Source organism: Rhodococcus sp. (in: high G+C Gram-positive bacteria), assembly GCF_049299235.1.
GTDB lineage: Bacteria > Actinomycetota > Actinomycetes > Mycobacteriales > Mycobacteriaceae > Rhodococcus.
The window spans coordinates 1-23,885 of sequence record NZ_JBAQXC010000366.1 but is presented as its reverse complement, the minus strand read 5'-3'; the positions used below and the strand labels follow the sequence as shown (position 1 = coordinate 23,885).

The window sequence follows — 23,885 nt, the reverse complement described above, 5'->3', positions numbered from 1 at the left end:
GTCGCCGTGCTGTCGTGGCTGCTCGTCGTCGCATTGCGCGCCCGCACGACACCGAAGCGGACCCTGTGGTGGACGGTGTATGCCCTGGTCGCCGTGTTGGTGACGGTGATGTTCCTCTACAGTGTCGCCGTGCTCGCCGCCCACGCGGTGACCGTGTGGGCGACCCCTGCCCGCGACGGCAGGCGGTGGCGGGCAGGGGATTCGTGCTGGCCGCGTCGGTTGCGGCGGTGGCGTCCGCGTCGTTCGCGGCCGTCGCGATCGCACAGTCGAAACAGGTGTCGTGGATCCCGCCGATCGACCGGACCGTCGTGCGGGTCGTCCTCGTCGAACAGTGGTTCCCGCAGGCACCGTGGCTCGCCGCACTGTGCGCCGTTCTCGTCGTCGCCGCAGTGGCGACCCGGGGTGCCCTGTCGTCGGGGGAGCGAACCCTGCTGTGGCTCGCAGTGCCCGGATTCGTCGTGCCGATGGTGCTGCTGCTCGCATATTCGCTGCTGTTCCGCAACGTCTACCTGGACCGGTATCTGTCGTTCACGGTGCCCGCGGCGGTGCTGCTCGTCGGCTGGGCGGTCGCGCGGGTCGCCCGGCGCTGGTGGGCGATCGTCGTGGTGCTGGTCGTGGCGGCGGTGGCCGCCGCACCCGCGTATGCGCAGCAGCGGCAACCGTTCGGGAAGGCTGGGGGCATGGACCTCAGCGCGGTCGCCGACCGGCTGATCGAGGTGTCGCAGCCGGGTGACTGTGTCGCCTTCGAACCGACCGTCTCGTGGCAGCCGACGTCACCGCGTTCCATCTTCGATGCCAGGCCCGACGCGTTCAGCTCGCTCATCGACGTCGGCCTGGACCGCACCGCCGTCGAACGGGACCGGTTGTGGTCGTCGGATGTGCCGCCGGGCGTGCTCGCCGAACGGGCGGCCGGCTGCACCCGGTTGTGGGTGATCGCCGACGGCGAGCGGAGCCGGTCGTGGGCGCTGCTGCATCCGAACAACGTGTGGTGGCGGTTCGAGCCGTACCGTTTCGCCGACACCGAAACCTACCGGGCACTCGAGTCGGCTGGTTTCGAGATCACCGGACGCGAATACACCCACCGCATGCAGATCGTGCTGCTCGAACCGGTGGACGGTCACACCCAGTAGGCGACCCGCGACCGGTAGTTGCGCATGGCGAGCAGTGCGAGACCCCAGCCGAGCACGGTGATGGCCAGCACGATCACCCAGTGGTAAAGCTGCTGGTCGCCACCGAGCAGCGGGGTGCGCACGATGTCGAGGAAGTGGTACAGCGGATTGATCTCCGCGATCCGGGCGCGACCTTCGTTGCCGGTGCCCTCGAGCGTCTTCGTCGTCCAGATGATCGGTGTCATGAAGAACAGCAACTGCACGACGCTGCCGAGCAGCGGCGCGATGTCGCGGTAGCGGGTCGCGAGGATGCCGAACACCAGCGACACCCACACCGCGTTGATCGCGATCAACGCGAGCGCGGGGATCGCGAAGATCGCCGTCCACTTCAACGGCTGCGGAAAAATGATGAGGATGACAAAGTAGATGACGATGTTGTGGGCAAACAGGATCATCTGCCGCCACACCAGCCGATACACGTGCACACTCAGCGGCGTCGGCAACTGTTTGATCAGGCCCTCGTTGGACATGAACACGTCCGCGCCCTCGAGGATCGACCCCTGGATCAGATTCCAGACGATGAAGCCGAGCGTGACGTACGGCAGGAACTCCGCGATGTCCAGATTGAACAACATCCCGTACAGCAGGCCCATCGCGACGGCGGACACCGCGGTCGCGATCGTGATCCAGAACGGGCCGAGCACCGACCGGCGGTACCTCTGCCTGATGTCCTGCCACCCGAGGTGAAACCAGAGCTCGCGGTGGTTGAAACCCTCGCGAAGATCTTGGAACGCACGCTTGAAGGTGCGCGACGACGATTCGATCGGGGCTTCGTCGACGACGACTGGGGCAGACACGGATACCGAGGGTACCCGCGGCGCCGTCGGGCCTGCTCCGGCGAGGTCGCGGTGGGTGGTCACAATGACCAGTCGTGTCTTCCCGAGACAGTGTTCCGGTAGTGCCACACGTTGACGCGGGTGGCCACGATCAACCACAGGGCGATCGACAGGGCCTGATCGACGAACAGCGGCAGGTCCAGGGCGATCGTGACGGCCATGAGCGTCAACCCGACACCGGCTATCAGCACGGCCTTCCGCCACAGACCCAGGTACAGCAGGTAGAAGGCGCCGAGGAGCACGCCACACCAGTATGTCCGAATCGTTCCGTGTGGGAATGTGCCCGCTCAACGAACACGAATCCACACAGATGCGGAGGTGCGGTAATCGCGGATCGGTGAAATCGGACATCGAACAGGTACCGTGCGACGAAGCACACCAAGAGGACAGGGGAGCTCCGTAATGACGATCGCCAAAGGATCGAAAACCGACCTCACCGATCTGCGATACGAGATCCGGCTCGAAGCAGCTGCGCCGGCAGGGACGGTCGATGTGATGGCCGTGCTGCTCGCCGACGACGAGTGCGTACGCAACGACGACGACTTCGTTTTCTTCAACAACCCGAAAGCACCCGGTGTGCAGCTCACGTCCGACACGTCGGCCGTCGTCGACCTGTCCGAGGTGCCGGCGAACGTTCAGCGGGTGCTCGTCGCGGCGAGCACGGAAGCGCAGGGCCGCACGTTCGGTGACGTACCGGGAATTCGCGTGGATGTGCGCGGCGCGAGTCAGGTTCTCGAGTTCGTCCCGCCGGGCCTGACCACCGAAACTGTTCTGCAGGTTGTCGGGTTCTATCGGCGCGGCGCGGGGTGGCGGCTCGACGCGGTCGGGCAGGGCTACCAGGACGGCCTCGCCGCGTTCGCTACCGACCACGGCATTGTCGTCGACGAACCCGATGCCGCTCCGGCGCCCCCGATGAACCCGGCCCCGACGAACCCGCCTGTTTCCGCTGCTCCGGCCGCACCGGCAGCGCGACAGATCTCCTTCGAGAAGGTGCAGGTGTCGCTGACGAAGGACTCCGCGAACCGCACCGCGCGGATCGACCTGCGCAAATCCCAGGGTGACCCGAACTGGGTGCTCACCGTCGGCCTCGAATGGGACGGCCGCGGTGCCACCTACGACCGCTCAGGCAACGTCAAGAAGTTCGGTGAGGGTGACCTCGACGTGTACTTCTACTGCCGCAACGAACACACCAACGACTACGTCGTCATCAGCGGCGACCCCGGCCATCGCGGCGACCTCGCGACGTGGCCGTTCATCTTCCACTACGGCGACAGTCAGGGTCCGGGTCGCGGGAAGAAGCCCGCCGTCGAGCAGGTGCGGGTGCTCCCCAACGAGAACGGTGACCTGCTCGTCAACATCTATCAGAGCGTCGACAACGGTATGGGGGCGATCGACAAGTTCGGCCGACCGCGCGTCGCGATCCGCTACGGCCGTGCCGGCCACGACGGATTGCCCGGCCCGGACGCCGACGAGATCCTCGTGTATGTCGGGAACGGGAAGAATGCGTTCTGGGCGACGGTCGCGCACATCGACGTGCAGGACGGTGTACTGACCGTGGACGGCGAAACCCGTTACAGCAGAATCGGAAGCGAACGCATGCCCGGATTGGATTCGACGAGCGAGTGGGTGCGGAGTCCGAAGGGCGGACCGACCGGCCGGAGCAAGAAGCGTAACGGCGGGCTCGGTCTGGACCGGTATCAGGGGGCGTGTCCCCGATAGGGGTGGAAGCGTTCTGTGTGGATTTGTGCCCGCCCAGCGAACACAAATCCACACAGAACGCTGTGCGAGTCAGACGTTCGCGTACAGCCTGTCGATCTCTGCCGCGTACTTCGCGTCGATCGGCCTGCGCTTGAGCTTCATCGTCGGGGTCAGTTCGTCGCCGGACGGTTCCCAGATGTTCGGCAGCACAACATATTTCTTGATCTGTTCGACCCGGGACAGTTTCGTGTTCGCGACCGCAACGGCCTTCTCGATCGTGTCGGTGACGACGGGATCCGTCGAGAGTTCTTCGTGGGTCCCGGTCAGGCCGTGTTCGGCGGCGAACGCGGCGAGCGCGTCCGGGTCGAGGGCGAGCAGGGCGACGTTGAAGGGGCGGTCGTTGCCGATCGCGACGGCGCCGCCGAGCATCGGGCAGGCGGCGCGCAGGGTGCCTTCGATGTTGGCGGGCGACATGTTCTTGCCCGACGCGTTGACGATCAGTTCCTTCTTGCGGTCGATGAGCCGCACGTAGCCATCGGTGTCGATTTCGGCGATGTCGCCGGTGTGCAGCCAGCCGTCGGTGTCGATGGTCTCGGCGGTTTTCTTCGGGTCGTTCCGGTAGCCCTTCATCAGCAGCGGGCCACGGACGAGGAGTTCACCGTCGTCGGCGATGGTGATCTCGATGCCGGGTACGGCCTTCCCGACGGTGCCGATGCGGATGGCGTCGGGCGGGTTCAGGGTCACCACACACGACGTCTCCGACATCCCCCACACCTCCGAGCAGGGAATGCCAAGGGCCAGAACGAATTCGAGAACCTCTGGGGAAATTGCGGCGGCGCCGGTGACGGCGGCACGCACCTGGTCGAGTCCGAGCTTCTTCCGGATCGCGGAGAGCACGAGCTTGTCGGCGAGCGCGTGTTCGATCTCGAGCAGTTTCGGAACCGGCTTGCCGTCGGACATCAGGCGAGCGCGGGTGCGGCCGACGTCGATGGACCACAACGCGAGCTTCTTCTTCACCGGGCTCGGCTCGTCGGCGAGGGTCTTGTCGATCGCCGCCTTGACCTTGTACCACACCTGCGGCACCGCACCGAAAATCGTCGGCCGCACGGTCGGCAGCACGGCGATGGCCTGTTTGAGGTCGTCGAGGGTGGTGATCTGCATGCCCGTGTAGAGGCTCGTGTAGTGCGCCCCCCACCGGTTCGCGATGTGCGCGTCCGGCAGGTACGACACGATGCGGTCGTTCGGACCGGGTGTGAGGACCGTGCTGGTCGCTTCGATTTCGGCGACGAGGTTCGCGTGGGTGAGTTCGACACCTTTCGGTGGTCCCGTGGTGCCGGACGTGTAGATCAGTGTCAGTAGATCCGATGGTCGGACTGCCTGCCATGCCGCGTCGAAGTCGAACGACGGGTCCGCGGCGGCCTCGACGTCGTCGAGTGTCGAGGTGCCCGCGAGATCGGCGTCGATGCACACCAGTGTCTCGACGGCGGTGCCGGGAAGCGCCTGCTGCAACACCGGGACGAACTGCTCCTCGCAGATCATCACCGTGTTGCCTGCGTTGCCGAGCACGAACGTGATCTGCTCGGCGGTGAGCGAATTGTAGATGGAGAACGGTGCGGCCCCGATGTGCATGGCGGCGGTGTCGACGAGGTGGAACTCGGGCCGGTTCGTCAGCATCAGACCTACGGTGCCGCCCGGTTTCACGCCGAGCCCGGCCAGGCCGGCGGCCAGTGACCGAACCTTGTCCGCATAGTCTCGCCACGTGTAGCTGACGGAGTCGTCCGGTGTGCGCACCGCCACCCGGTCGGGATACTTCGCGGCGGTCGACTGGAAGGCGGCGCACATGGTGTGCGGAGCGGTATCGCGTGGCGTCATCGGACAGTCCCCCGGGGATCGAATGTGGCGCCAAGTGTAGGAGCCCCGAACCCGTTTCGTGTCCGTTTCGCCGACTTCGCCGGACGGTCAGGACGGACGTTCGAACTGTTCCTGCCTGCCGAGTTTGCGCAGTCGCATCCATTCGCGCAGCCCTGCCGGATCGCGCCGCGTCACCAGGAAGTACCAGCCGAACCGCACCCACTCCTGCGGGAGCAGTTTGCGCATCCCCGGCTGCGACAGCAGATAGCCGCGGTTGCGGTACGTGAAGAAACGTTTCGTCTCGTTGTCCGGGAACTGCGTGTGCATCCGGCCACCGAGGATCGGCTTGAATTCGTCGGCGCCGTCCGGATGCAGATAGGCGGTCTGCAGGCACGTGCCGAACGGCAGCCCCGACCGCACCAGCCGCCGGTGTACTTCGACCTCGTCGCCGCGCACGAACAGCCGCAGGTCCGGTACGCCCACCGCGTCGATCGCGGCGGCGGTGAACAGGGCACCGTTGAACAGCGACGCGATGCCGGGCAGCAGATCGTCGTCGCCCAATTCGCTACGGCGTCGCCGCCACACGACACCGCGACGCAGGGGGAACGCGAGCCGGTCGGGGTCGGCGATGTCGCACACCACCGGCGACACCTCTGCCAGACCGTGCCGGTTCGCGCATGCCAGCAGGGTTTCGAGGACGTCGGGGCCGTCGGGGCGGCCGTCGTCGTCGGCGAGCCACACCCGGTCCGCCCCGAGCGCGAGCGCGTGCAGGATGCCGAGTGCGAAACCGCCGGCGCCACCGAGATTGTGTTTGGACCCGATATAGGTGGTCGGCACGTCGGCGGAATCGACGAGCACCCGCACGTCGTCCTCGTCGGCGTTGTCGACGACGATCAGATGGTCGAGCGGACGGGACTGCGTCGCCAGCACCTTCAGTGACTCGGCGAGCAGTTCGCGGCGCTTGTGGGTGACGACGACCCCGATGATCTGTTCGTCGGAAGGGCTCTCAGGCACCGCCGGCCCCTGCCGACGCGGTCCCGTTCGTGCGTTCGCGTTCGAGGTCGGCGATGACCGTGCGCACGTGATCGCCGGCGTCGTCGCCCTCGTAGCCGCGCACGACCTCCTCGATGCCACCCTGCTGACGGATCTGCCCGTGGTCGATCCACATCGCCTGATCGCACAACTGCGCGAGGAACTCGTTGGAGTGGCTGGCGAACACCAGGATTCCGGAGCGCGCGACCAGTTCCTGCAGTCGCACGCGGGCCTTCTTCATGAACTCGGCGTCGACCGCGCCGATGCCTTCGTCGAGCAGCAGGATCTCCGGGTCGATGCTGGTCACCACGCCGAGCGCCACGCGGACGCGCATTCCGGTGGAGTACGTGCGCAGCGGCATCGCCAGGTAGTCGCCGAGTTCGGTGAACTCCGCGATGTCGTCGACCTTCGCCAGCATCTGCTTGCGGGTCATGCCGAGGAACATGCCGCGGATCAGAATGTTCTCGTACCCGGAGATTTCCGGATCCATGCCGACACCCAGGTCGAAGACCGGGGCGACGCGACCGCGGACTCGTGCGGCACCGCGGGTCGGTTCGTAGATTCCGGACAGCAACCGCAGCAACGTCGACTTGCCTGCACCGTTGTGCCCGACGAGCCCGACACGGTCGCCTTCCTTCAACGACATCGTGATGTCGCGTAGCGCCTCGACCACGACGACGTCCGAGCCGTTCCGGCCGATCGATCCGCCGGCCTTGCCCAGGAACGCCTTCTTCAGCGAGCGGGTCTTGGCGTCGAAGATCGGGAAGTCCACGCATGCGTTGCGTGTTTCGATGCTGACGCGGCTCACGATGTTGCTCCAGAGGCTGGCACGAGTGCTGACACGAGTTCCGAGGGTACCGGGCGCGCCAGGCGGCCCGCCCGGCCCGGACTCCGACGACGACTACAGGTACTGCCCGGTGCCCGGTGCGCCCGGGTTGTGCTGCTGGTGATCGTCGGGATTGTGGAACTGTCCAGCGAGGCCGGGCGGCAACGCGCCCTGGCGCATCTGCTCGAGCTGCGCCCGTGCCGCCATCTGCTGCGCGAACAACGCGGTTTGGATTCCGTGGAAGAGCCCTTCGAGCCAGCCGACGAGCTGAGCCTGCGCGATACGCAGTTCCGCATCCGACGGCACCGAATCCTCCCCGAACGGCAACGCCAGACGTTCGAGTTCCTCCCGCAACTCGGGGGCGAGACCCTGCTCGAGTTCCTGGATCGAGGACCTGTGGATCTCTCTGAGTCGGGTGCGGCTCGCATCGTCGAGGGGAGCCGCCCTGACCTCCTCGAGCAGTTGCTTGATCATCGTGCCGATCCGCATGACCTTCGCGGGCTGTTCGACCATGTCGGCGAGGGATTCGCCGTCGCTGTCCGCGGTGCTCGCGGGCACGTCGCCGTTCGTGCCGGGCCGAGGGACTGCGACAGGCCGACCGTCGGGGCCGATCACGAGGACGGGCTCGTTCTCCGGGTGCGTCATACCTCCCATCTTGTCTCGTTGTGGCGGACAGTGCTTCCCCCACCCCGGATCGGGTGTGGAATGCCCGGCCCGGCGGGTGCGGTCGTGTCGGATGTCTCAGCTCGCAGGTTCGGGGAGCGGACGTCGCTTCGTTGACAGCGGGATTTAGAGTGTCACGCATGGCTTATGACGTTGCCCGGATCCGGGGGTTGATTCCCTCGCTCGGCGACGGGTGGACCCATTTCGATCCTCAGGCCGGCATGCAGATCCCCGATGCGGTGTCCCGCACGGTGTCGACGGCGTTCCGGAATTCCACTGCGTCCTCGTCGGGTCGGCACATGTCCGCACGCCGCAGCGCCGCGATGCTCCAGTCTGCGCGGGAGGCGATCGCCGACCTCGTCGGGGCCGAACCTGCCGGTGTCGTGCTCGGCTCCGATCGGTCTGTTCTCCTGGCGTGGCTCGCCGAGGCCCTGAGCTCGAGGCTTGGTCTCGGCACGGGAATGGTGCTGTCCCGGCTGGACGACGAGGCGAACATCGCACCGTGGCTGCGTGTCGCCAGCCGCTACGGCGCACAGGTCCGTTGGGCCGAGGTCGACATCGAAACCTGCGATCTACCCGACTGGCAGTTCGAGGAACTCATCACGTCGACGACCCGGCTGGTCGCCTTGACCGCAGCGTCGTCGGTCGTCGGATCGGCCCCGGACGTGCGGGTCGTCGCGGACCGTGTGCACGAGGTCGGTGGGCTGATGGTGGTCGACGCCGCCGGTGCCGCCCCGTACGCGCACATCGACCTGGACGACCTCGGTGCCGACATCCTCACCGTCAACGCGTCGGCGTGGGGTGGGCCGCAGATCGGTGCGCTGGTATTCAGTGATCCCACCCAACTCGACCGGATACCGTCGATGTCCCTCGACCCGAACGCGCGTGGCCCGGAGCGACTCGAGGTCGGCGGCCACCAATACGCACTGCTCGCCGGGCTCGTCACGTCCGTCGACTTTCTCGCGTCTCTCGACGACACGGCGACCGGCACCCGCCGCGAGCGGCTCGTCACGTCGATCAGCTCGATGCAGGATTACCAGGACCGCCTGTTCGATCGGCTCACGCGCCAGCTCGACAACCTGCCCGGGGTGATGGTGATCGGCCGCGCAGAGAGCCGGGTGCCGACGCTGAGCTTCACGGTTCCGGGCCTACCCGCCGAGAAGGTCGCCGCGCACCTCGCGGACCGACGCATCGCCACCGTCACCACCGGGCGCGGATCCAGCAGACTGTTCGATGCGCTCGGCGTCGGCGAGGAGGGCGGAGCCGTGACCGTCGGTCTTGCTCCCTACACGACGCGATACGAGATCGACCAACTCGTCCGCGAACTGCGTGGGGTGACCACGTGAGATCGGCCCGCATCACCGGTTGATCATCAGTACCACCTTGCCGACCGTGTCCGGTGCGTCGAGCATGTCGTGTGCCGCGCCTGCCTCGGTGATCGGCAGTTCGGCGTGCACGACGGCCTGCACACTGCCTTCGGCGATCAGCGGCCACAGGTGCTCGCGGACCGAAGTGACGATCTCGGCTTTCCCTGAATGCCCCGAGTCGGGGCGGCCACGCAGTCCGGTTGCCAGGACATGCCCGCGTTTGGCGAGCAGCTGTCCGAGATTCAGTTCGCCCTTCGATCCGCCCTGCATCCCGATCACGACGAGCCGCCCGTCCGGTGCGAGTACGTCGATGTTGCGGGACAGGTACTTCGCGCCCATGTTGTCGAGAACGACGTCGGCGCCGCCGAACGCCGCGCGTACCTCCTCGACGAAGTCCTGCGTGCGGTAGTCGATCGCCAGGTCGGCACCGAGTTCGCGGCAACGGTCGAGCTTGCCGGTCGACGCGGTGGTCGCGACCTTCGCGCCGAGTGCCTTCGCAACCTGAATGGCGTGGGTTCCGATGCCGCCGCCGCCGCCGTGCACGAGGAACACGTCGCCGCGTTCGAGGCCGGCCGCCATGACCACGTTCGACCACACCGTGCAGGCGACTTCCGGCAACGATGCCGCGACCGCGATATCCATGCCGTCGGGTACCGGAAGCAGTTGCGAGGCGTGGACCGCGACCTGTTCGGCGTAGCCGCCGCCGGACAGCAGGGCGCACACGCGATCGCCGATGTGCCAGTCCGTCACCCCGTCGCCGAGTTCGGCGATCACGCCGGAGCATTCCAGGCCGAGGATGTTGCTGGCGCCGCGCGGCGGTGGATACAGGCCGCGACGTTGCAACAGGTCGGCGCGGTTGACGGCCGTAGCGGCGACGTCCACGACGACCTCACCTTTGCCCGCGACCGGATCGGGTTGTTCGGCCCAGCGCAGAACGTCGGGTCCGCCGGGTTCGGTGACAACGATTGCGTGCATGTGTTCGAAACTATCGTGTCGGCGTCCCCATCCGTCGGACATGCCGGTCTCCAGTGTGTGTTGCCGGTGGTCTACTTCACGCGAGGAAACCGGCCGACCGGTCGCGAAACGGTCAGCACTGACTACACTCCATGCGTGAGCGCCGAACAGGACGAACCGAACTGGTTGACCGCGGTCGAGCAACACGCCTGGCGAACGTTCATGGACGGCAATCATCGCCTCATGGAAGTGCTCAACCGCGACCTGCAGAGCGCCCACGGCATCACCTTGCCCGAGTATCGCATCCTGGTGTTGCTGTCGGAGTCCCCGGACGGTCAGTTGCGCATGAGCGATCTCGCCGACGGCGTGCTCTCGTCCCGCAGCCGCCTCACCCACCAGATCCGACGCATGGAGTCACAGGGCATGGTGACGCGCAGTGCGTGCGCCGAGGACGGTCGCGGTGTGCTGGCCATCCTCACCGACGAGGGTCGCCGACGTCACACGGAGGCCGCACCCACCCACGTCGCCAGCGTCCGCCGCAACCTCATCGACCTGCTCAGCAGGTCTCAGATCAATACTCTCGCCCAGATCTTCACGAAGGTGGAGGCGGCCGTCGGCGACAGGTGATCGCTCTATGGTTAGGATTTGCGACGGAAGCGTGGCAGAGCGGCCGAATGCACTCGCCTTGAAAGCGAGCGTGGCGTTAAACCCACCGGGGGTTCAAATCCCTCCGCTTCCGCCAGGTCGGCCCCTCACCTGCTCGCAGGTGAGGGGCTTCTTGCTCGGCCGGCTCACATCTTTCGGAGCGAAAGGTACGCCCGATCGATTGAATGAGCTGAATGTGCCACTCGCTCGGGCCAACAACCGGATTCGTCACTACGTGACCCGCACCACAGTTAGAGTCACGTCCGATGCGCTTGACCTGGGCACCCGAGAAGGGGAAGGGTGGCTGGGACTCGAGGCCGTCGTCGGGGGACCAGGGAGCTCGATGCCCAAAAGAACACCGTCCAAAAGAACACCGTCCAGAAGAACGCTTGCCGCGTTCGTGCTGGCAGCGCTGTTGCCGCTGCTCGGTGTGACGGCGGCACACGCCGAACCGCCACCGCCTGCCGTCGCGCGGCTCGACCACACCGAACACATCACGGACCGTCGGACGGCACTGTTCGTGCACTCTCCGTCGATGGACCGCGTCGTGCAGGTCCAGGTGCTGCATCCGTCGGGGCAGGGGCAGGGGCAGGGGCCGCGGCCGACGCTGTACCTGCTCGACGGCGTCAGTGCGGGCGCCGAATCCGACTTCCGCGAGAGCACCTGGACGCAGAAGACCGACATCGTCGACTTCTTCGCGGACAAGAACGTCAACGTCGTGCTTCCTGTCGGCGGTACCGCCAGCTACTACACGGATTGGCGCAACCCGGACCCGGTGCTCGGCACCAACCGCTGGGAGACTTTCCTGACGAGGGAACTCCCGCCGATCATCGACGCCGAGTTCGCAGGCAACGGAGTCGACGCCATCGGCGGATTGTCGATGGGAGCGACGGGTGCGATGGCCCTGATCACCCGCCACCCCGACCTGTACGAGGGAGTCGCGGCACTCAGTGGCTGCCTGGACACCTCACGCGATTCGACTCGGGACTCGGTGCGCGGGACCGTCGCCTACAAGGGCGGGAACCCGGACAACATGTGGGGCCCACCCGGTGACCCGGCGTGGCGTGAACACGATCCGTACGAGAATGCGGAGGCCCTGCGCGGCAAGGACGTCTTCATCAGCACCGGCAACGGACTGCTCGGGCCGTACGATCTGGAAGCCGGCCAGGATGCGCTCACGGTCGGTGTACCACTCGAGGTAGGCGCCTTCGCCTGCACCATCAGTTTCGACCGTCGTTTGCGCGAACTGCGTATTCCCGCGACCGTCGAGTACCGGCCGTGGGGTACCCATTCGTGGCGGTACTGGCAGGACGATCTGAGGTCCGCGTGGCCGACGTTGGCTCGCGCGCTCGGTCTCAGCGCACGCTGATGCGATCGGCGGGTGGCGGCGCGACCGGTCCACGCGACGACAGATAGTTGTTCAGTGCCTCCAGGTCGTTGCCGGCGCCGGCTGTGCGTCGCGCCTCGGTGAAGGCGGTGAAGCCGTCGCCACCGTCGGCCAGGAAGTCGTTTGCGATGACCACGTACGTTTCGGCGGGATCCAGCGGCGTGCCCGCGATCGTCACGTCGTGGATCCGTTGCCCGGGCGTGCCCGCCCGGTCCATGCTGTAGTGCAGCGTGTGGGACGGCGCGAGAATCCGCTCGAACGTTGCCCCGAACACATCGGTCTGGAACTGTTGCTCGAGGATCGCGACGAGTTGTGCGCCGCTCATCTCGAGTCGCTGCAGCCGGTTTCCGAACGGCTGCACCGCGTAGCACTGGCCGTAGGTGACGACGCCGTCGCCGGAATGGGCCAGGTCTGCGCGGATACCGTCCGGATTGATCAGAGCGATCTGCGCCCCGGATGGCTCTGCGGCAGCGAGCTGCGCGTCGGCGATGACATCACCGAGGGCGGATTCGCCGCCGGCCGACCGGTCCCGGGTGAGATCGGCGGCGATGGCCCCGACCGGTCGCCCGGCGACCGCGGCGGACTCGTCGACGGCCCGGTCGACGAAGTTCGTGGTCTGCGGATCCGGTGTGATGTCGTGCGTGACGATCTGATTGAACGAGACGGTGCGGTCGCGAATCACGTCGCGGCTTTCACGGTCGATGGTGAGATCGGCGACCGAGATGACACGTCCGTGGGAGGCGCCCTGCATGACGGTGCGCGGTTTGCCGAGCGGATCGGCGAAGCTGCAATTGAACTGGGTGCCGCCGTCCGAGGTGACGATGACGTCGACCTTCGGCGAGACCCGGGCAGCGACGGAGGCGGCCGGACCCGACTCCGGATCGCACACGTCGTGGTCGGCCGGAGCAGGCAGGTCACCCTTGTAGAGCAGGACGATCGACCGGACACCCAGCGAATCGAGGATGTCGGCGCTGCGGTCGGCGGCGTCGATCTCGTCGCCGAACTGCAGTCCGGCGATGGCGTCGGCGTGGATCACTTCGGGGGTGTTGCGGGGAAGCACGCCGATGACGCCGACCGGCACGCCGTCGATGTAGTCGACGCTGAACGGGAGAGCGGCGGGCGACCCGTCCGTCGTCGACAGGTTGGCGCCGACGATCGGGAACTCCGCGCCCTCGAAGGGATCCACGTAGCGACATCCTTCGGGATGGCAGCCACCGTCGCGTAGCCGACGCAATTCGGCTTGCCCGTGGTCGAACTCGTGGTTGCCCAAGGCCAACGCGTTCAGGTTAAGGGCGTTGAGCAGTTCAACGGTCGGCTCGTCATGGAACATCGCGGATTCGAGCGGTGACGAACCCCAGGCATCGCCCACCGAATACAACACGGAATGTTCGGCCTGCCCGCGCAATTGCCTGACATAGGCAGCAAGGTACGCAGCGCCACCTGCGGGAACCGACTCGCCATCGGATCGGACGACCTCGCTACGGGTGCCGTGCGGCGGCAGCAGGCTGCCGTGCAGGTCGCCGAAGGCGATGAGCCGCAGCGGCACGATCTCCGGGGGGCGGGCATCCGCGGCGCCGAGACCGGTCGCCGCCCAGGACACCGCGGTGGCACACGCCAGGGACATCATGCGTCGACGCGATACGCGACCATCCATCCAGCTTCCTCCGCGCTTCGCCGTCGTGCCCTGGGCGAGTGTGCCAACAGTGGGTCACGCCTCCACTACCCGCAGGTAACGGTTGCGTCTCGTTCGCGGCGAAGTCAGTCGAGATCCGTGTAGGCGCGCCCCGGCCCGGTCGCGAACGCGAGAAACGTGTCGTTCTCGTGCGGGTCGCCGACCGTCACCCGTGCGCCGTCGGTGCCGTAGTGCCGGATCACGACACCGGCTTCGGCGCTGGCCTCGGAGAATTCCGGAGTGTGCTCGCCGAGGGGCAGCCACAGGAAGTTGGCGGCACTCGCGGGAACGGGGTATCCGGCGGCGGTCAGTGCCTGGAACATCCGGGCACGTTCGGCGACGACCTGCTCGGTGCGGTCGAGGAGTTCCCCAGCAGCCGCGAGCGACGCGATCGCCGCGCGCTGGGCGAGCGAGTTCACCGTGAACGGCGTGTGGACCTTGCCGAGCGCGGCGATGATCTCGGGATCGGCGACGGCATATCCGACGCGCAGTCCGGCCAGACCGTAGGCCTTCGAGAAGGTGCGGAGCACGACGGCATTGGGCCGCCCCTGTGTGAGGGCCAGCCCATCGGGAAGATCCTCGCCGGGGGCGGGGCGCACGTATTCGAAGTACGCCTCGTCGAGTGCGACGACGACGTGTGGCGGTACCGCGTCGAGGAACCACTCGAGTTCGTCGCGGCCCAGCAGCGATCCGGTCGGATTGTTCGGGTTGCACACGAAGACGAGGCGGGTGCGGTCGGTGATCGCGGCGAGCATCGCGGGCAGGTCGTGACCGTGGTCGGCAGTGTTGGGCACCGGCACGGCCGTCGCGCCCGCTACCGCCGCTACGACCGGATACGCCTCGAAGGATCGCCATGAATAGACGACTTCGTCGCCGGCGTTGCAGGTGATCTGTACGAGTTCCTGGCACAGGCTCACCGATCCGCATCCGACCGCGATGCGCTCGGGTCCGACGCCGAGTCGTTCGGACAGCGCGCCGATCAGCGCGGCGGCCGTGTTGTCCGGATACCGGTTGAGTGTCGTCGTCGCCTCGGCGATGGCCTCCCGCACGCTCGGCAGCGGACCGGCGGTGGTCTCGTTGCTGGCGAGCTTGAATGCCCCGGGAAAGCTCCGTCCGGGCACGTAGGCGGGAATCGAGGCGAGGTCGGGACGGATGCGTGGAGTCACCACGCGATTATGCGCCCGGCGATCGCGTGCGCACGCGCGGTGGTCGTGCGATCGTGGACAGCATGCAGGCGATCAGCACCGAATCGGCTCCGCTGGCGGGGGATGCGGGGCAGGTTCCGTTGACGGTCGTACGGCCGGACGGAGCGATGCGCGGCGCGATTGTGGTTCTGCACGAGTCACGGGTGTTCGCGCCGGCATTGCTGCAGTTCATGGACGCACTGGCCGGGGAACGCTGGCTCGTCGTCGCACCGCATCTGTTTCACCGCGAGCCGGTGGATTCCGACGTCGAGGTGTTCGGCGATGACTTGTTCGCCGACACAGACGCCTCTTTCGAGTGGATCACCGGCCGGGGCGTGTCCGTCGACACGGTCGGGGTTGTCGGGTTCGACGACGCCGGAGTCGCTGCTCTCGTCGTCGCCACGCAGCGCCGGGTCGGCGCGGTGGTGAGTGTCGCCGCGCGCGGCATCTCGACTCCGGTGCACCCGGATGCGCCGGCATTGGTGTCGATCGTCGGCGCGTTGCAGGCGCCGTGGCTCGGATTGTACGGCGAGGACGACACGGGTACGCCGCCGTCCGAGGTCGATCGGCTGCGGGAGGTCGCGGCGGGGGCGGATGCACCGACGCTCGTGGTCGGGTATCCGGGGCTGGCGCATCGCCCGGACGAGCCCCCGGTCGAGCACGCGACGGTCGATCCGGAGTCGGATCCGCAGGAAGCGGCGATCGTCGATGCTCGTCGAAGAATCTTCGACTGGTTCGACGCACACCTGCGTTGACCAGGCGTTTTGCAATTTCTGGCGATGCATGTGTAATGTTTCGGTCCGGCGGTTCGAGAGAATCGAAACCCCCCGAGGAGGCGTGCCAGAGCGGCCGAATGGGACTCACTGCTAATGAGTTGTCCCCCTTACAGGGGACCGGAGGTTCAAATCCTCTCGCCTCCGCCACGTTGGTGTATGGTTCACCGGCGGAACAAATGAATACAAGTATGCGCCCGTAGCTCAACGGATAGAGCATCTGACTACGGATCAGAAGGTTAGGGGTTCGAATCCCTTCGGGCGCACAGCGAGACCCCGCATCGATTTCGATGCGGGGTCTTCTCGTATCTGTACGGGTCTGCTCCGCGGGGGTCTGCGGCGGATTCCTCCGGCCCTTTCGGGCGAGCTTTCACGATCTGTTGACGCGGTCCGCGTGATCTCGGTAGATTCCGCCACAGCAATAAGTTAACGGCAATTCTCGTCGGATGTTGTATGGAACCGAGTGGTTGGAACCGGGGGTAGCGATGGATCTTTCGTGGTCGGAAGCGGATGTGGCATTCCGGGATGAAGTACGCGCATTTCTCGAAGCGAAGCTGACGCCCTCGCTGCGCGAGGCCGGGAGGTCCGCGACGAGCGTGTATCCGGACCACAAGGCCAGCATGCAGTGGCAGCGCATCCTGCACGAGCGGGGATGGGCGGCACCCGCCTGGCCCGTCGAGCACGGAGGTTGCGGCTGGAACCTCACGCAGCACTACATCTTCAGCCGCGAGTCGATTCTCGCCGGGGCGCCCGCGCTTTCGCCGATGGGTATTCGGATGGTCGCGCACGCGATCGTCGCCTTCGGTACCCAGGAGCAAAAGGATTTCTTCCTCCCCGGGATCCTCACCGGCGAGGTCTTCTTCTGTCAGGGCTATTCGGAGCCGGAGGCCGGTTCCGACCTGGCGTCGCTGTCGACGGCCGCGGTCGACGACGGAGACCACCTGATCGTGACCGGCAGCAAGATCTGGACGACGCACGCCACCGAGGCGAACTGGATGTTCGCGCTGGTGCGTACATCGAGGACCGGCCGGAAGCAGCAGGGCATCACGTTCGTGTTGATCGACATGGACTCGCCCGGTATCGAGATCCGCCCGTTGGTGATGACCTCGGGTGAGGAGGTGCAGAACCAGGTGTTCTTCGACGGGGTCCGGGTGCCGAAGAGCAACATCCTCGGCACGATCGACGAGGGCTGGACGGTCGCGAAGTACCTGCTCGTCTTCGAACGCGGCGGCGACGCAGCAGCCCCGGCGCTGCAGGTGATGGCCGAGCGGCTCGCCGAGGTTGCGGCCGAACAGCCCGGACCCGGCGGTGTCGCGCTGATCGACGACCCGTTGTTCGCGGCGAAGCTTGCCGACGCACGCATTCGCACGGAAGTTCTCGAGATCCTCGAATACCGGACGATGTTCACGATGTCGTCCGGTGGCGACCCGGGGCCGGCGGCGTCGATGCTCAAGGTGCTCTCTACGGAACTGAGCCAGACGCTCACGGAGTTGACGCTCGAGGCTGCTGGTCCACGCGGGCGCGCCTACCAGCCGCATCGAGCGAAACCCGGTGGTCCGGTCGTGGATTTCATTCCACCCGCCGACGGCTACCTCAGCGGTGCCGAATGGCAGGCGGTCGCGCCGCTGCGCTATCTCAACGACCGTGCCGGTTCGATTTACGCAGGCAGCAACGAGATTCAGCGGAACATTCTGGCGAAAGCAGCATTGGGGCTCTGATGGACTTCAGTCTGACCAAGGAACAGGAACTTCTCCGTGACTCGATCGCGAAGTTCCTCGCATCACGCTATGACCTTGCCGAAAGCAGAAGGGCCTCGACGGTCGGCGCAGGGAACCAGCCGCACATCTGGCGGGCATTCGCCGAGGAGCTCGGCATCCTCGGGGCTACCGTGCCCGAGAAGTTCGGTGGTCTCGGCGGCGGCGCCGTCGAGACGATGATCATCGCCGAACAGCTCGGTTACGCACTCGTCGTCGAACCGTATGTCGACACGGTTGTTCTCGGGGCCGGACTGCTTGCCCGGGCCGGTGGCGCACCCGCCGAAGCGGTTCTCACGGACATTGTCGCGGGCGATGTCGTCGTCGCATTCGCCGGGACAGAACCGAGTTCCGGGAACGTGCTGCACGACGTGACTACGACGGCACGACGCGACGGCGACACGTGGGTGCTCGACGGCGAGAAGATCGTGATTGGCAGCGCGCCCTGGGCGCGGAAGCTGCTCGTGACGGCCCGAACATCGGGGGATCGGCGCGCCACCGACGGAATTTCGTTGTTCCTCGTCGACTGTGATGCCGAGAATCCGCCGGTGGGCATCAGCGTGCACGGCTATCGGACCGTGGACGATCGTCGTGCCGCCGATGTGGTGTTCACCGGTCTGCGGGTGCCTGCCGACGCACTCCTCGGTGCCGAGGGCAACGCGTGGGACTCGATCGACCGGGCGCTCGATGAAGCGACCGCGGCGGTATGCGCCGAGGCCGTCGGCCTGATGCAGAAGGTGCTGGCCGACACTGTCGAATACGCGAAGCAGCGGCGGCAGTTCGGGCAGCCGATCGGTACCTTCCAGGTTCTTCAACACCGAATGGTCGATATGTACATCGAGCTCGAACAGTCCATTGCCGCGGTCTACCTGGCAATTCTCAACCTGGATTCCGGACCGGCGGTGCGTGCGCGATCGGTGTCGGCAGCTAAAGTCACCGTGAGTCGGGCGGCGCGGTTTCTCGGACAGACCGCGGTCCAAGTGCACGGCGGCATGGGAATGACCGAGGAGCTGGCGGTCGGGCACTATTTCAAACGTTTGACGGCTATCGAGTACGAGTTCGGTTCCGTCGACGAGCATCGCGCGCGCTATGCCGCGCTGCGTGGGCAGTCGCGCTGACGAGGCTGTGAAGATCACTGTTCGGTATCGACGCTGTACTTACATACAGACTGTATGTAACTATGGCGGTGTGAGCTTCCTGTGGGTTTTTGTCGGACTGGTCGCATTTCTCGGCGTGTTGACTGCCCTGATCATGCTAGTCCCGCGTGTTTTCGGATCGAAGACGCGAACCGGGGCCACGACGTCGACTGCCCACGCTGGTGCGACCCCCGATCCCGCGGAGCCGACGCGTACCGCGGGCTGGTACAGCGACTCCGGGCACCCGGAATTCGTGCGCTGGCACGACGGAACCGAATGGACCGACCGATTCGAGCCCGCCAGCCGCCACCGCAATGCCGGCCGCGGAGCACAGCAAACCTACTGATCACCTTGATGCCGACGCCGCCGTCCTCTCAGGACGGCGGCGTCAGTGCGTTCTGCACCCGATCGGCCGCGTCCGCTGGATCCTCGTGCTCCCAGACCCGCACGACGATCCAACCCGCCTCCTCCAGTCGCGCATCCGTGTCCCGGTCACGGGCGGTATTTCCCGCCAATTTGGCCGACCACCATTCGGCGTTGTTCTTCGGGTCGGTGGCGTGCACGGGGCAGCGATGCCAGAAGCACCCGTCCACGTACACCGCGACTCTGTGGCGGGGAAAGACCAGGTCCGCTCGACGCCGCAGGCCCGGCAGGGGAGCACGATCGACGAAGAAGCGCACGCCACGGCGATGCAGTTCCCGACGCAACGCGACCTCGGGCGCGGTGTCACGGCGACGCTGCCTGCTCATTCGGGCACTCGTCAGAGGATCGGTGACGGGGCGTTCGGGCGGGGACATCATCCGGACCCGTCAGGCTGCTGCCTCGGGGAATCCACCCATCCGGTCGAGGTGGCTTTCCACGTCGTCGAGGAAACCCGGAACGAAACGCAGATTTCCCGCGCGTGCCCGTCTCAGAAAGCCGGCTGTCGCCCGCGCCGACAGCAGCCGGGAATCCTCGAGGAATCCGCCGAGATCCTCGTACCGCTCCTGCACCGGCCAGTGCGATTCGTGCACCCGGAACGACTGTCGGTTCGCACCCCACGCAGCACTCGGCCACGGATCGTCGGGACGCAGCGGCGTCTGGTGATCGAACGTGTAGTCGATCGGATTCGACAGTCGATACCCCAGCCACGTCGCCATCCGCACACTCACCGCGTTCCCGACGAGGCGCCACCGATGTCCCGTCCGAACACCAGGAGCCTCGGTGGCCGGTGCCGTCCAGTCCGGATCGAAACCCTGCAGGCGTTCCGCATCGACAAGGCCCGGCGTGACGATCTCACCCGACGGCAGGCGCACCGCCGGCGGGCTGGCGATACCGACAGTCGACCCTCCCTTGAGCGTCGGGACCGCGTTGACCGCCCATCCCAGACCGCGAACGCCCTCGGTCCAGTAGAAGCCGCACGGCAACGCGGCCGGATCACCCTCGGCAGGGGCGCCGGCGTCCTCACCGAACAGCACCGCGCGCGGGTCCTCGATGCGCGAGGCCACCATCAGGACCCGCTGTCGGCGCTGCGGCAATCCGAACGCCCGCGCATCGACCACACGATAGGCCCACGCGTATCCGAGGTCCTCCAGCGCGTCGGTGATGTGCCGCATCGCCGATCCGCGAGCGAGCTGCAGCATGAACGGTACGTTTTCGATCACCAGCCACCGTGGTCCCTGCTTGCGCTTGACCAGCCTGAACACCTCGTCGACGAGGCTGGACCGGGAGCCGGTGATGCCGGCGGTCCGACCAGCTTGTGACAGGTCCTGGCACGGGAAGCCCGCGGCGACCAGTTCGGTGCGCTGGGGCAGCGACCGCAGTCGCGTAACGTCGGAATGCAGCGGCACATCCGCGAAACGGGTGCGCAACACGGCCTGGGCGCCGGCGTCGATCTCGCAGAGCAGTTCGGTCTTCCAGCCGTGGCTTCCCAAGCCCAGCTCGAGTCCACCGATCCCGGCGAACAACCCCACCATGTTCCCCGTCGACGTCACGGCTTCCTTCCTCGCTCAGCTCACGGAGAACGTTACTCGAGTTTCACCGCGGCCCCTACGCCGACGTGGAATGTGCCCATCAAAATGCTTCGAGGCGGGCCGAACGGGCGCGTTCGGCCCGCTCCAGCGCACGGAGAATCTCCTGTTCGACGTCGCGCGGCCCGGCCGGCACCGCCTCGGCGCGATCCCCCCGTCGCATCAGATAGCGACCGTCACCGACGAAATCCGCCCATCCGAAACGAACTGCTCCGACCCCACCACGCGCATCGACCGCACTGCCCGGTGTCACTGCCATTTCACCTGCGGAGTCCCGGGGCCGATCGAGGAACGCGGCGGCGACCTCACGGCCGGAACGGAACCGGCTGTCACGCAGCAATCCGCCGGTGTCCGGCTCGTGGCCGGGAAGTTCCAGAGCCGGGCGCCTGCCCCGAGCGGCAGGTGGAAGCAGTTCGACCACCCGGCGCGCGGCGGAACCCGACGGCACGAGAGCTACGTCGAGGACAAAACCATCCGGTCCGGTGCTTTCGGAAACGAGGGCGGCACGGCCGCCGCGCATCGCCGAGTGGATGCGCACCGGGGTTTCGAACACCGTGTTCAACCGGTCCAAGCCGAGGGCTTCGATGCGTATCGACGGATCCACGAGCGTCGCAAACGTCGCGTACAGGTCCTCGTCGAGGATCTGGCGCATTCGCGTCGCCGCACTCGCCCGGGATTCGGAAGCCTCGTCGACAGTGCTGTCGGTACTACGGAATTGGAACGGGAATGGTGGGCGATCACGGCCGAACAGGCACCAGACCGCCGTGAATTCGGGTTGCGTCAGTCGCCATGTCGGGTTCATGCGCCGAGCACCGGAGGAGTGGTGGCAGGCATGGTGCCGATCAGTTCGTTGCCGTGCTCCTCGGTGACCAGGTAGCCGGGCACCGAGCGCTTCTCATCGTCGCCGGCGCGGGCGCCGGGCGGCATCATGCCCATCGGCATCGGAGCCATGCGGCCGGTGCCGCGCGCCGCCCCCGATGCGGCACCCGACGCCGGTGCCGCAGCTGCCGTACCGGGTGCGAATCCGGGTGGAGTTGCGCCGGGTGAGCCAGGCCCCGACGATCCGCCACCTGATGATGCTCCGCCTGACGGCCCGCCGCCGACACTGCCGCCGGATCCGGGCGTTGAGTTTCCCGACCCGCCGGATGTAGAGGCGGGCAGAGCACTCGCGGGATCGACGGATGCTGCCGCTGTGCGCGCACTGCCGGGTGAGCCGTCCCCCGATGATCGTGAATTCTGTTCTGCGGAAGCCCCGTACTCCCCGAGACCTGGTGTTCCGCCCGGCCCCGCCGTCGAACCAGCGGGATCTTCGGTACCCCACGGCCTACCGCCGCCGCTTCCGTAGGTTTCGGAGGACCCCGTGGACCCGTCCGAAGCGCCACGGTTTCCGCTACCGGCTCCCAGCGTTCCGGTTCCACCACCTGCGCCCGGATACCCAGTCGAATCGGCATTGCCGGCAACTGTCGGGTCGAATGCGGGTGGTAGCACCGGAACGCGTGAATCCGACGTCGTGACCGTCGGCTCGTAGTCCTCCTTCATGATCCGAACGGCGGCAGCCTTCGCTTCTTCTTCCTCATGCAGGAGTCGGTGCACCTCGAGGCTGATCTTCGGGGGCGAGATCACAGACATCGCGGTACGAAGACCGTCTACCCATGTGAACTCCGGTGGCGCCGGCAGCCGCTGCTTGACCTGTTCGATTCCCACGCTCGCGTAGTCCAGACTGTTCGTGACCAACGAGAGTGCATTGGTGAGTTGCGTCAGGCTCGTCGAGTAGTCGGCGACACCGCGGCCCGCGGCACTCGCAGTCGTTCCCGTCCAGTGCTCCGCGAAGACCGTCGCGATGGACTCTCGGAACACGTCGAGATTCTCGCCGAGAAAAACCTGTGCACGACTCCAACCGTCGACGCTCTCCCGCATCCGCGCCGGCGTCATCGCCTCGACGAACTCGACGATCTCGGCGTGAGACATATTCTCGAAGTAATCCATCACCGATACCGACGGGGGCTCGAAACCACCGGTGAAGCCGCTCGCAGCGATGCCATAGGCGGATTCGAGTTCCGCACGTCCGGCACCACCTCGGGCGCGGGCAGCGTAGTCCTCGCCCCATCCGACCACGTCGGTACCGGAAACCGCATCGAACACTTCGACGGCAGCGCGCGAGAAGCCACTGGTCGAATCGATTGTCGCGGCGACGCCGGGCATCGCCTGGGCACCCCGCATCGTCGCTTGCATCGAGAGACCTGTCAGGACTTCCGTGAACGACGGGAAACCCATCAGTTGCCGCCGACTTCGATGGCGGCGAATGCGCGGACGTTCTCGTCCTCTTGTTCGACGTATGCCTTGCCCGCAGCCTCGAACAGGGCTTTCATGCGGGTGACGACCTCGATGTGTTGTTGGAGGACTTCGGCGAGGCCGCCGGGTCCGGTGGCCTTGTCGTCGAATTTTTGGCCGAGCGCCTGGGCGGAGGGGAGATGTCCGAAGGCCTCTTTACAGCACAGCCGATCGGCCTGATCCAGCAAGGTGTTCAGGGCCTCGATGAAGTTTGTGCATGCCTGTGCGCAGGTTGCGGCGGCGTCGGGTTGGAGGAAGAGACGGCCCGCTTCGGCTTCCTGGGCGAGTTGGGTGAACAGTGTCCGGGGGGTGCTCATGAAGTGTTCTACCTCGTCATTCGGGGATGTGTGGGTCGAGTGAGATGGCAGCCCGCAGGACGACGATGCAGGGGTCTTCTCGTATCCCGTCTTCGTGGACGAGTTCGGACCCTTTGGTGCTGGCGCGAGCGAGGACGGTTCCTTCCGTGCTCGTGTAGACGAGGTCGCACAGGCCGCGTTGTGATTGCGCTGTGCTGCGGAAGGTGTAGGCGTCGCGGGTTCCGACCTCGACGGCGTGAAAGTCGGTGGTTCGGGGTCGTGCGCGGAACTCTTCGACGGTG

At 66.5% G+C, this 23,885-nt stretch carries 24 protein-coding genes and 3 tRNA genes; 12 read left to right on the top strand and 15 right to left on the bottom strand.

Annotated features, from left to right (window positions below):
- Window positions 1–155 precede the first annotated feature (155 nt).
- On the top strand, window positions 156–1,130 hold the full coding sequence (locus WAX14_RS22775) for a hypothetical protein (RefSeq protein ID WP_422630305.1): 975 nt from the start codon (window positions 156–158) through the stop codon (window positions 1,128–1,130).
- Here the strand turns inward: WAX14_RS22775 and WAX14_RS22770 are convergent.
- Entirely contained in the window at window positions 1,118–1,966 is an 849-nt protein-coding gene (locus WAX14_RS22770) for an ABC transporter permease (protein ID WP_422630304.1), read from the bottom strand. The two genes, WAX14_RS22775 and WAX14_RS22770, sit on opposite strands and share 13 nt — an antisense overlap.
- A gap of 59 nt (window positions 1,967–2,025) precedes the next feature.
- Window positions 2,026–2,268 carry a DUF2628 domain-containing protein gene (locus tag WAX14_RS22765; RefSeq protein ID WP_422630310.1) on the bottom strand — a complete coding sequence of 81 codons (243 nt, stop codon included), beginning with the start codon at window positions 2,266–2,268 and terminating at the stop codon, window positions 2,026–2,028.
- A 139-nt stretch (window positions 2,269–2,407) separates the two neighbouring features.
- On the opposite strand from WAX14_RS22765, the gene WAX14_RS22760 reads away from it, so the two are divergent.
- Entirely contained in the window at window positions 2,408–3,724 is a 1,317-nt protein-coding gene (locus WAX14_RS22760) for a TerD family protein (RefSeq protein WP_422630303.1), read from the top strand.
- Window positions 3,725–3,793: 69 nt separating this feature from the next.
- Here the strand turns inward: WAX14_RS22760 and WAX14_RS22755 are convergent, their stop codons facing one another.
- The 4 genes from WAX14_RS22755 to WAX14_RS22740 form a co-directional block, all read right to left on the bottom strand.
- Window positions 3,794–5,575, bottom strand: coding sequence for an AMP-dependent synthetase/ligase (locus WAX14_RS22755; RefSeq protein WP_422630302.1), 1,782 nt, complete (start codon window positions 5,573–5,575; stop codon window positions 3,794–3,796).
- Between the two features lie 87 nt (window positions 5,576–5,662).
- On the bottom strand, window positions 5,663–6,568 hold the full coding sequence (locus WAX14_RS22750) for a glycosyltransferase (RefSeq protein WP_422630301.1): 906 nt from the start codon (window positions 6,566–6,568) through the stop codon (window positions 5,663–5,665).
- Window positions 6,561–7,397 (bottom strand): ABC transporter ATP-binding protein, encoded by an 837-nt coding sequence (locus WAX14_RS22745; protein WP_422630309.1) that lies wholly within the window; start codon window positions 7,395–7,397, stop codon window positions 6,561–6,563. The genes WAX14_RS22750 and WAX14_RS22745 overlap by 8 nt, the downstream gene beginning before the upstream one ends.
- A gap of 90 nt (window positions 7,398–7,487) precedes the next feature.
- Window positions 7,488–8,057 carry a bacterial proteasome activator family protein gene (locus WAX14_RS22740; RefSeq protein ID WP_422630300.1) on the bottom strand — a complete coding sequence of 190 codons (570 nt, stop codon included), beginning with the start codon at window positions 8,055–8,057 and terminating at the stop codon, window positions 7,488–7,490.
- Window positions 8,058–8,215: 158 nt separating this feature from the next.
- Here WAX14_RS22740 and WAX14_RS22735 point away from each other — a divergent pair, with 158 nt between their 5' ends.
- Window positions 8,216–9,421 (top strand): cysteine desulfurase-like protein, encoded by a 1,206-nt coding sequence (locus WAX14_RS22735; protein WP_422630299.1) that lies wholly within the window; start codon window positions 8,216–8,218, stop codon window positions 9,419–9,421.
- Window positions 9,422–9,433: 12 nt separating this feature from the next.
- Here the strand turns inward: WAX14_RS22735 and WAX14_RS22730 are convergent, their stop codons facing one another.
- Window positions 9,434–10,417 carry an NAD(P)H-quinone oxidoreductase gene (locus tag WAX14_RS22730; RefSeq protein WP_422630298.1) on the bottom strand — a complete coding sequence of 328 codons (984 nt, stop codon included), beginning with the start codon at window positions 10,415–10,417 and terminating at the stop codon, window positions 9,434–9,436.
- A gap of 201 nt (window positions 10,418–10,618) precedes the next feature.
- Between WAX14_RS22730 and WAX14_RS22725 the strand changes: the two genes are divergently transcribed.
- The 3 genes from WAX14_RS22725 (at window position 10,619) to WAX14_RS22715 (ending at window position 12,410) form a co-directional block, all read left to right on the top strand.
- Complete coding sequence (locus WAX14_RS22725) at window positions 10,619–11,023, top strand: MarR family winged helix-turn-helix transcriptional regulator (protein ID WP_422630308.1); 405 nt, start codon at window positions 10,619–10,621, stop codon at window positions 11,021–11,023.
- A gap of 25 nt (window positions 11,024–11,048) precedes the next feature.
- Window positions 11,049–11,138, top strand: a tRNA-Ser gene (locus WAX14_RS22720).
- A 246-nt stretch (window positions 11,139–11,384) separates the two neighbouring features.
- A complete protein-coding gene (locus WAX14_RS22715) occupies window positions 11,385–12,410 on the top strand; it encodes an alpha/beta hydrolase (protein WP_422630297.1) in 1,026 nt (341 codons plus the stop codon).
- Here the strand turns inward: WAX14_RS22715 and WAX14_RS22710 are convergent.
- Window positions 12,397–14,082, bottom strand: coding sequence for a bifunctional metallophosphatase/5'-nucleotidase (locus WAX14_RS22710; protein ID WP_422630296.1), 1,686 nt, complete (start codon window positions 14,080–14,082; stop codon window positions 12,397–12,399). The genes WAX14_RS22715 and WAX14_RS22710 overlap by 14 nt on opposite strands.
- A gap of 104 nt (window positions 14,083–14,186) precedes the next feature.
- The gene (hisC, locus tag WAX14_RS22705) at window positions 14,187–15,266 is read right to left on the bottom strand and encodes a histidinol-phosphate transaminase (RefSeq protein ID WP_422630295.1); all 1,080 of its coding nucleotides are present in this window, start codon (window positions 15,264–15,266) and stop codon (window positions 14,187–14,189) included.
- A 62-nt stretch (window positions 15,267–15,328) separates the two neighbouring features.
- On the opposite strand from hisC, the gene WAX14_RS22700 reads away from it, so the two are divergent.
- The 6 genes from WAX14_RS22700 (at window position 15,329) to WAX14_RS22675 (ending at window position 19,293) form a co-directional block, all read left to right on the top strand.
- Window positions 15,329–16,039, top strand: a complete 711-nt coding sequence (locus tag WAX14_RS22700; protein ID WP_422630294.1) for a dienelactone hydrolase family protein — start codon at window positions 15,329–15,331, stop codon at window positions 16,037–16,039.
- A gap of 76 nt (window positions 16,040–16,115) precedes the next feature.
- Window positions 16,116–16,207, top strand: a tRNA-Ser gene (locus WAX14_RS22695).
- A 43-nt stretch (window positions 16,208–16,250) separates the two neighbouring features.
- Window positions 16,251–16,323: transfer RNA gene (locus WAX14_RS22690), tRNA-Arg, on the top strand.
- Between the two features lie 219 nt (window positions 16,324–16,542).
- Window positions 16,543–17,775 carry an acyl-CoA dehydrogenase family protein gene (locus WAX14_RS22685; protein WP_422630293.1) on the top strand — a complete coding sequence of 411 codons (1,233 nt, stop codon included), beginning with the start codon at window positions 16,543–16,545 and terminating at the stop codon, window positions 17,773–17,775.
- A complete protein-coding gene (locus WAX14_RS22680) occupies window positions 17,775–18,929 on the top strand; it encodes an acyl-CoA dehydrogenase family protein (protein WP_422630292.1) in 1,155 nt (384 codons plus the stop codon). The genes WAX14_RS22685 and WAX14_RS22680 overlap by 1 nt, the downstream gene beginning before the upstream one ends.
- Window positions 18,901–19,293 (top strand): DUF2510 domain-containing protein, encoded by a 393-nt coding sequence (locus tag WAX14_RS22675; RefSeq protein ID WP_422630291.1) that lies wholly within the window; start codon window positions 18,901–18,903, stop codon window positions 19,291–19,293. Before WAX14_RS22680 ends, WAX14_RS22675 begins: the two co-directional genes overlap by 29 nt.
- A 28-nt stretch (window positions 19,294–19,321) precedes the next feature.
- Here the strand turns inward: WAX14_RS22675 and WAX14_RS22670 are convergent, their stop codons facing one another.
- From WAX14_RS22670 to WAX14_RS22645, 6 genes are all read right to left on the bottom strand, one after another.
- Window positions 19,322–19,744 (bottom strand): very short patch repair endonuclease, encoded by a 423-nt coding sequence (locus tag WAX14_RS22670; RefSeq protein WP_422630307.1) that lies wholly within the window; start codon window positions 19,742–19,744, stop codon window positions 19,322–19,324.
- A gap of 12 nt (window positions 19,745–19,756) precedes the next feature.
- Window positions 19,757–20,902: a DNA cytosine methyltransferase gene (locus tag WAX14_RS22665; RefSeq protein ID WP_422630306.1), complete on the bottom strand. Its 1,146-nt coding sequence runs from the start codon at window positions 20,900–20,902 to the stop codon at window positions 19,757–19,759.
- A gap of 97 nt (window positions 20,903–20,999) precedes the next feature.
- A complete protein-coding gene (locus tag WAX14_RS22660; RefSeq protein ID WP_422630290.1) occupies window positions 21,000–21,758 on the bottom strand; it encodes an ESX secretion-associated protein EspG in 759 nt (252 codons plus the stop codon).
- Window positions 21,755–23,188 carry a hypothetical protein gene (locus WAX14_RS22655; protein ID WP_422630289.1) on the bottom strand — a complete coding sequence of 478 codons (1,434 nt, stop codon included), beginning with the start codon at window positions 23,186–23,188 and terminating at the stop codon, window positions 21,755–21,757. Before WAX14_RS22655 ends, WAX14_RS22660 begins: the two co-directional genes overlap by 4 nt.
- Before the next feature lie 41 nt (window positions 23,189–23,229).
- Window positions 23,230–23,604 carry a hypothetical protein gene (locus WAX14_RS22650; RefSeq protein ID WP_422630288.1) on the bottom strand — a complete coding sequence of 125 codons (375 nt, stop codon included), beginning with the start codon at window positions 23,602–23,604 and terminating at the stop codon, window positions 23,230–23,232.
- Window positions 23,605–23,620: 16 nt separating this feature from the next.
- A partial coding sequence (locus tag WAX14_RS22645) for a hypothetical protein (protein ID WP_422630287.1) occupies window positions 23,621–23,885 on the bottom strand: 265 nt, incomplete at its 5' end.

Bases quoted from the DNA above. Each gene is read 5' to 3' on its own strand.
- WAX14_RS22725 (WP_422630308.1), top strand. From the start codon at position 10,619: ATGGACGGCAATCATCGCCTCATGGAAGTGCTCAACCGCGACCTGCAG.
- WAX14_RS22730 (WP_422630298.1), bottom strand. From the start codon at position 10,417: ATGCACGCAATCGTTGTCACCGAACCCGGCGGACCCGACGTTCTGCGC.
- WAX14_RS22710 (WP_422630296.1), bottom strand. From the start codon at position 14,082: ATGGATGGTCGCGTATCGCGTCGACGCATGATGTCCCTGGCGTGTGCC.
- WAX14_RS22670 (WP_422630307.1), bottom strand. From the start codon at position 19,744: ATGTCCCCGCCCGAACGCCCCGTCACCGATCCTCTGACGAGTGCCCGA.
- WAX14_RS22660 (WP_422630290.1), bottom strand. From the start codon at position 21,758: ATGAACCCGACATGGCGACTGACGCAACCCGAATTCACGGCGGTCTGG.
- WAX14_RS22715 (WP_422630297.1), top strand. From the start codon at position 11,385: ATGCCCAAAAGAACACCGTCCAAAAGAACACCGTCCAGAAGAACGCTT.
- WAX14_RS22760 (WP_422630303.1), top strand. From the start codon at position 2,408: ATGACGATCGCCAAAGGATCGAAAACCGACCTCACCGATCTGCGATAC.
- WAX14_RS22675 (WP_422630291.1), top strand. From the start codon at position 18,901: ATGCCGCGCTGCGTGGGCAGTCGCGCTGACGAGGCTGTGAAGATCACT.
- WAX14_RS22680 (WP_422630292.1), top strand. From the start codon at position 17,775: ATGGACTTCAGTCTGACCAAGGAACAGGAACTTCTCCGTGACTCGATC.
- WAX14_RS22655 (WP_422630289.1), bottom strand. From the start codon at position 23,188: ATGCAAGCGACGATGCGGGGTGCCCAGGCGATGCCCGGCGTCGCCGCG.
- WAX14_RS22755 (WP_422630302.1), bottom strand. From the start codon at position 5,575: ATGACGCCACGCGATACCGCTCCGCACACCATGTGCGCCGCCTTCCAG.
- WAX14_RS22740 (WP_422630300.1), bottom strand. From the start codon at position 8,057: ATGACGCACCCGGAGAACGAGCCCGTCCTCGTGATCGGCCCCGACGGT.
- WAX14_RS22685 (WP_422630293.1), top strand. From the start codon at position 16,543: ATGGATCTTTCGTGGTCGGAAGCGGATGTGGCATTCCGGGATGAAGTA.
- WAX14_RS22700 (WP_422630294.1), top strand. From the start codon at position 15,329: ATGCAGGCGATCAGCACCGAATCGGCTCCGCTGGCGGGGGATGCGGGG.
- WAX14_RS22650 (WP_422630288.1), bottom strand. From the start codon at position 23,604: ATGAGCACCCCCCGGACACTGTTCACCCAACTCGCCCAGGAAGCCGAA.
- WAX14_RS22665 (WP_422630306.1), bottom strand. From the start codon at position 20,902: ATGGTGGGGTTGTTCGCCGGGATCGGTGGACTCGAGCTGGGCTTGGGA.
- WAX14_RS22735 (WP_422630299.1), top strand. From the start codon at position 8,216: ATGGCTTATGACGTTGCCCGGATCCGGGGGTTGATTCCCTCGCTCGGC.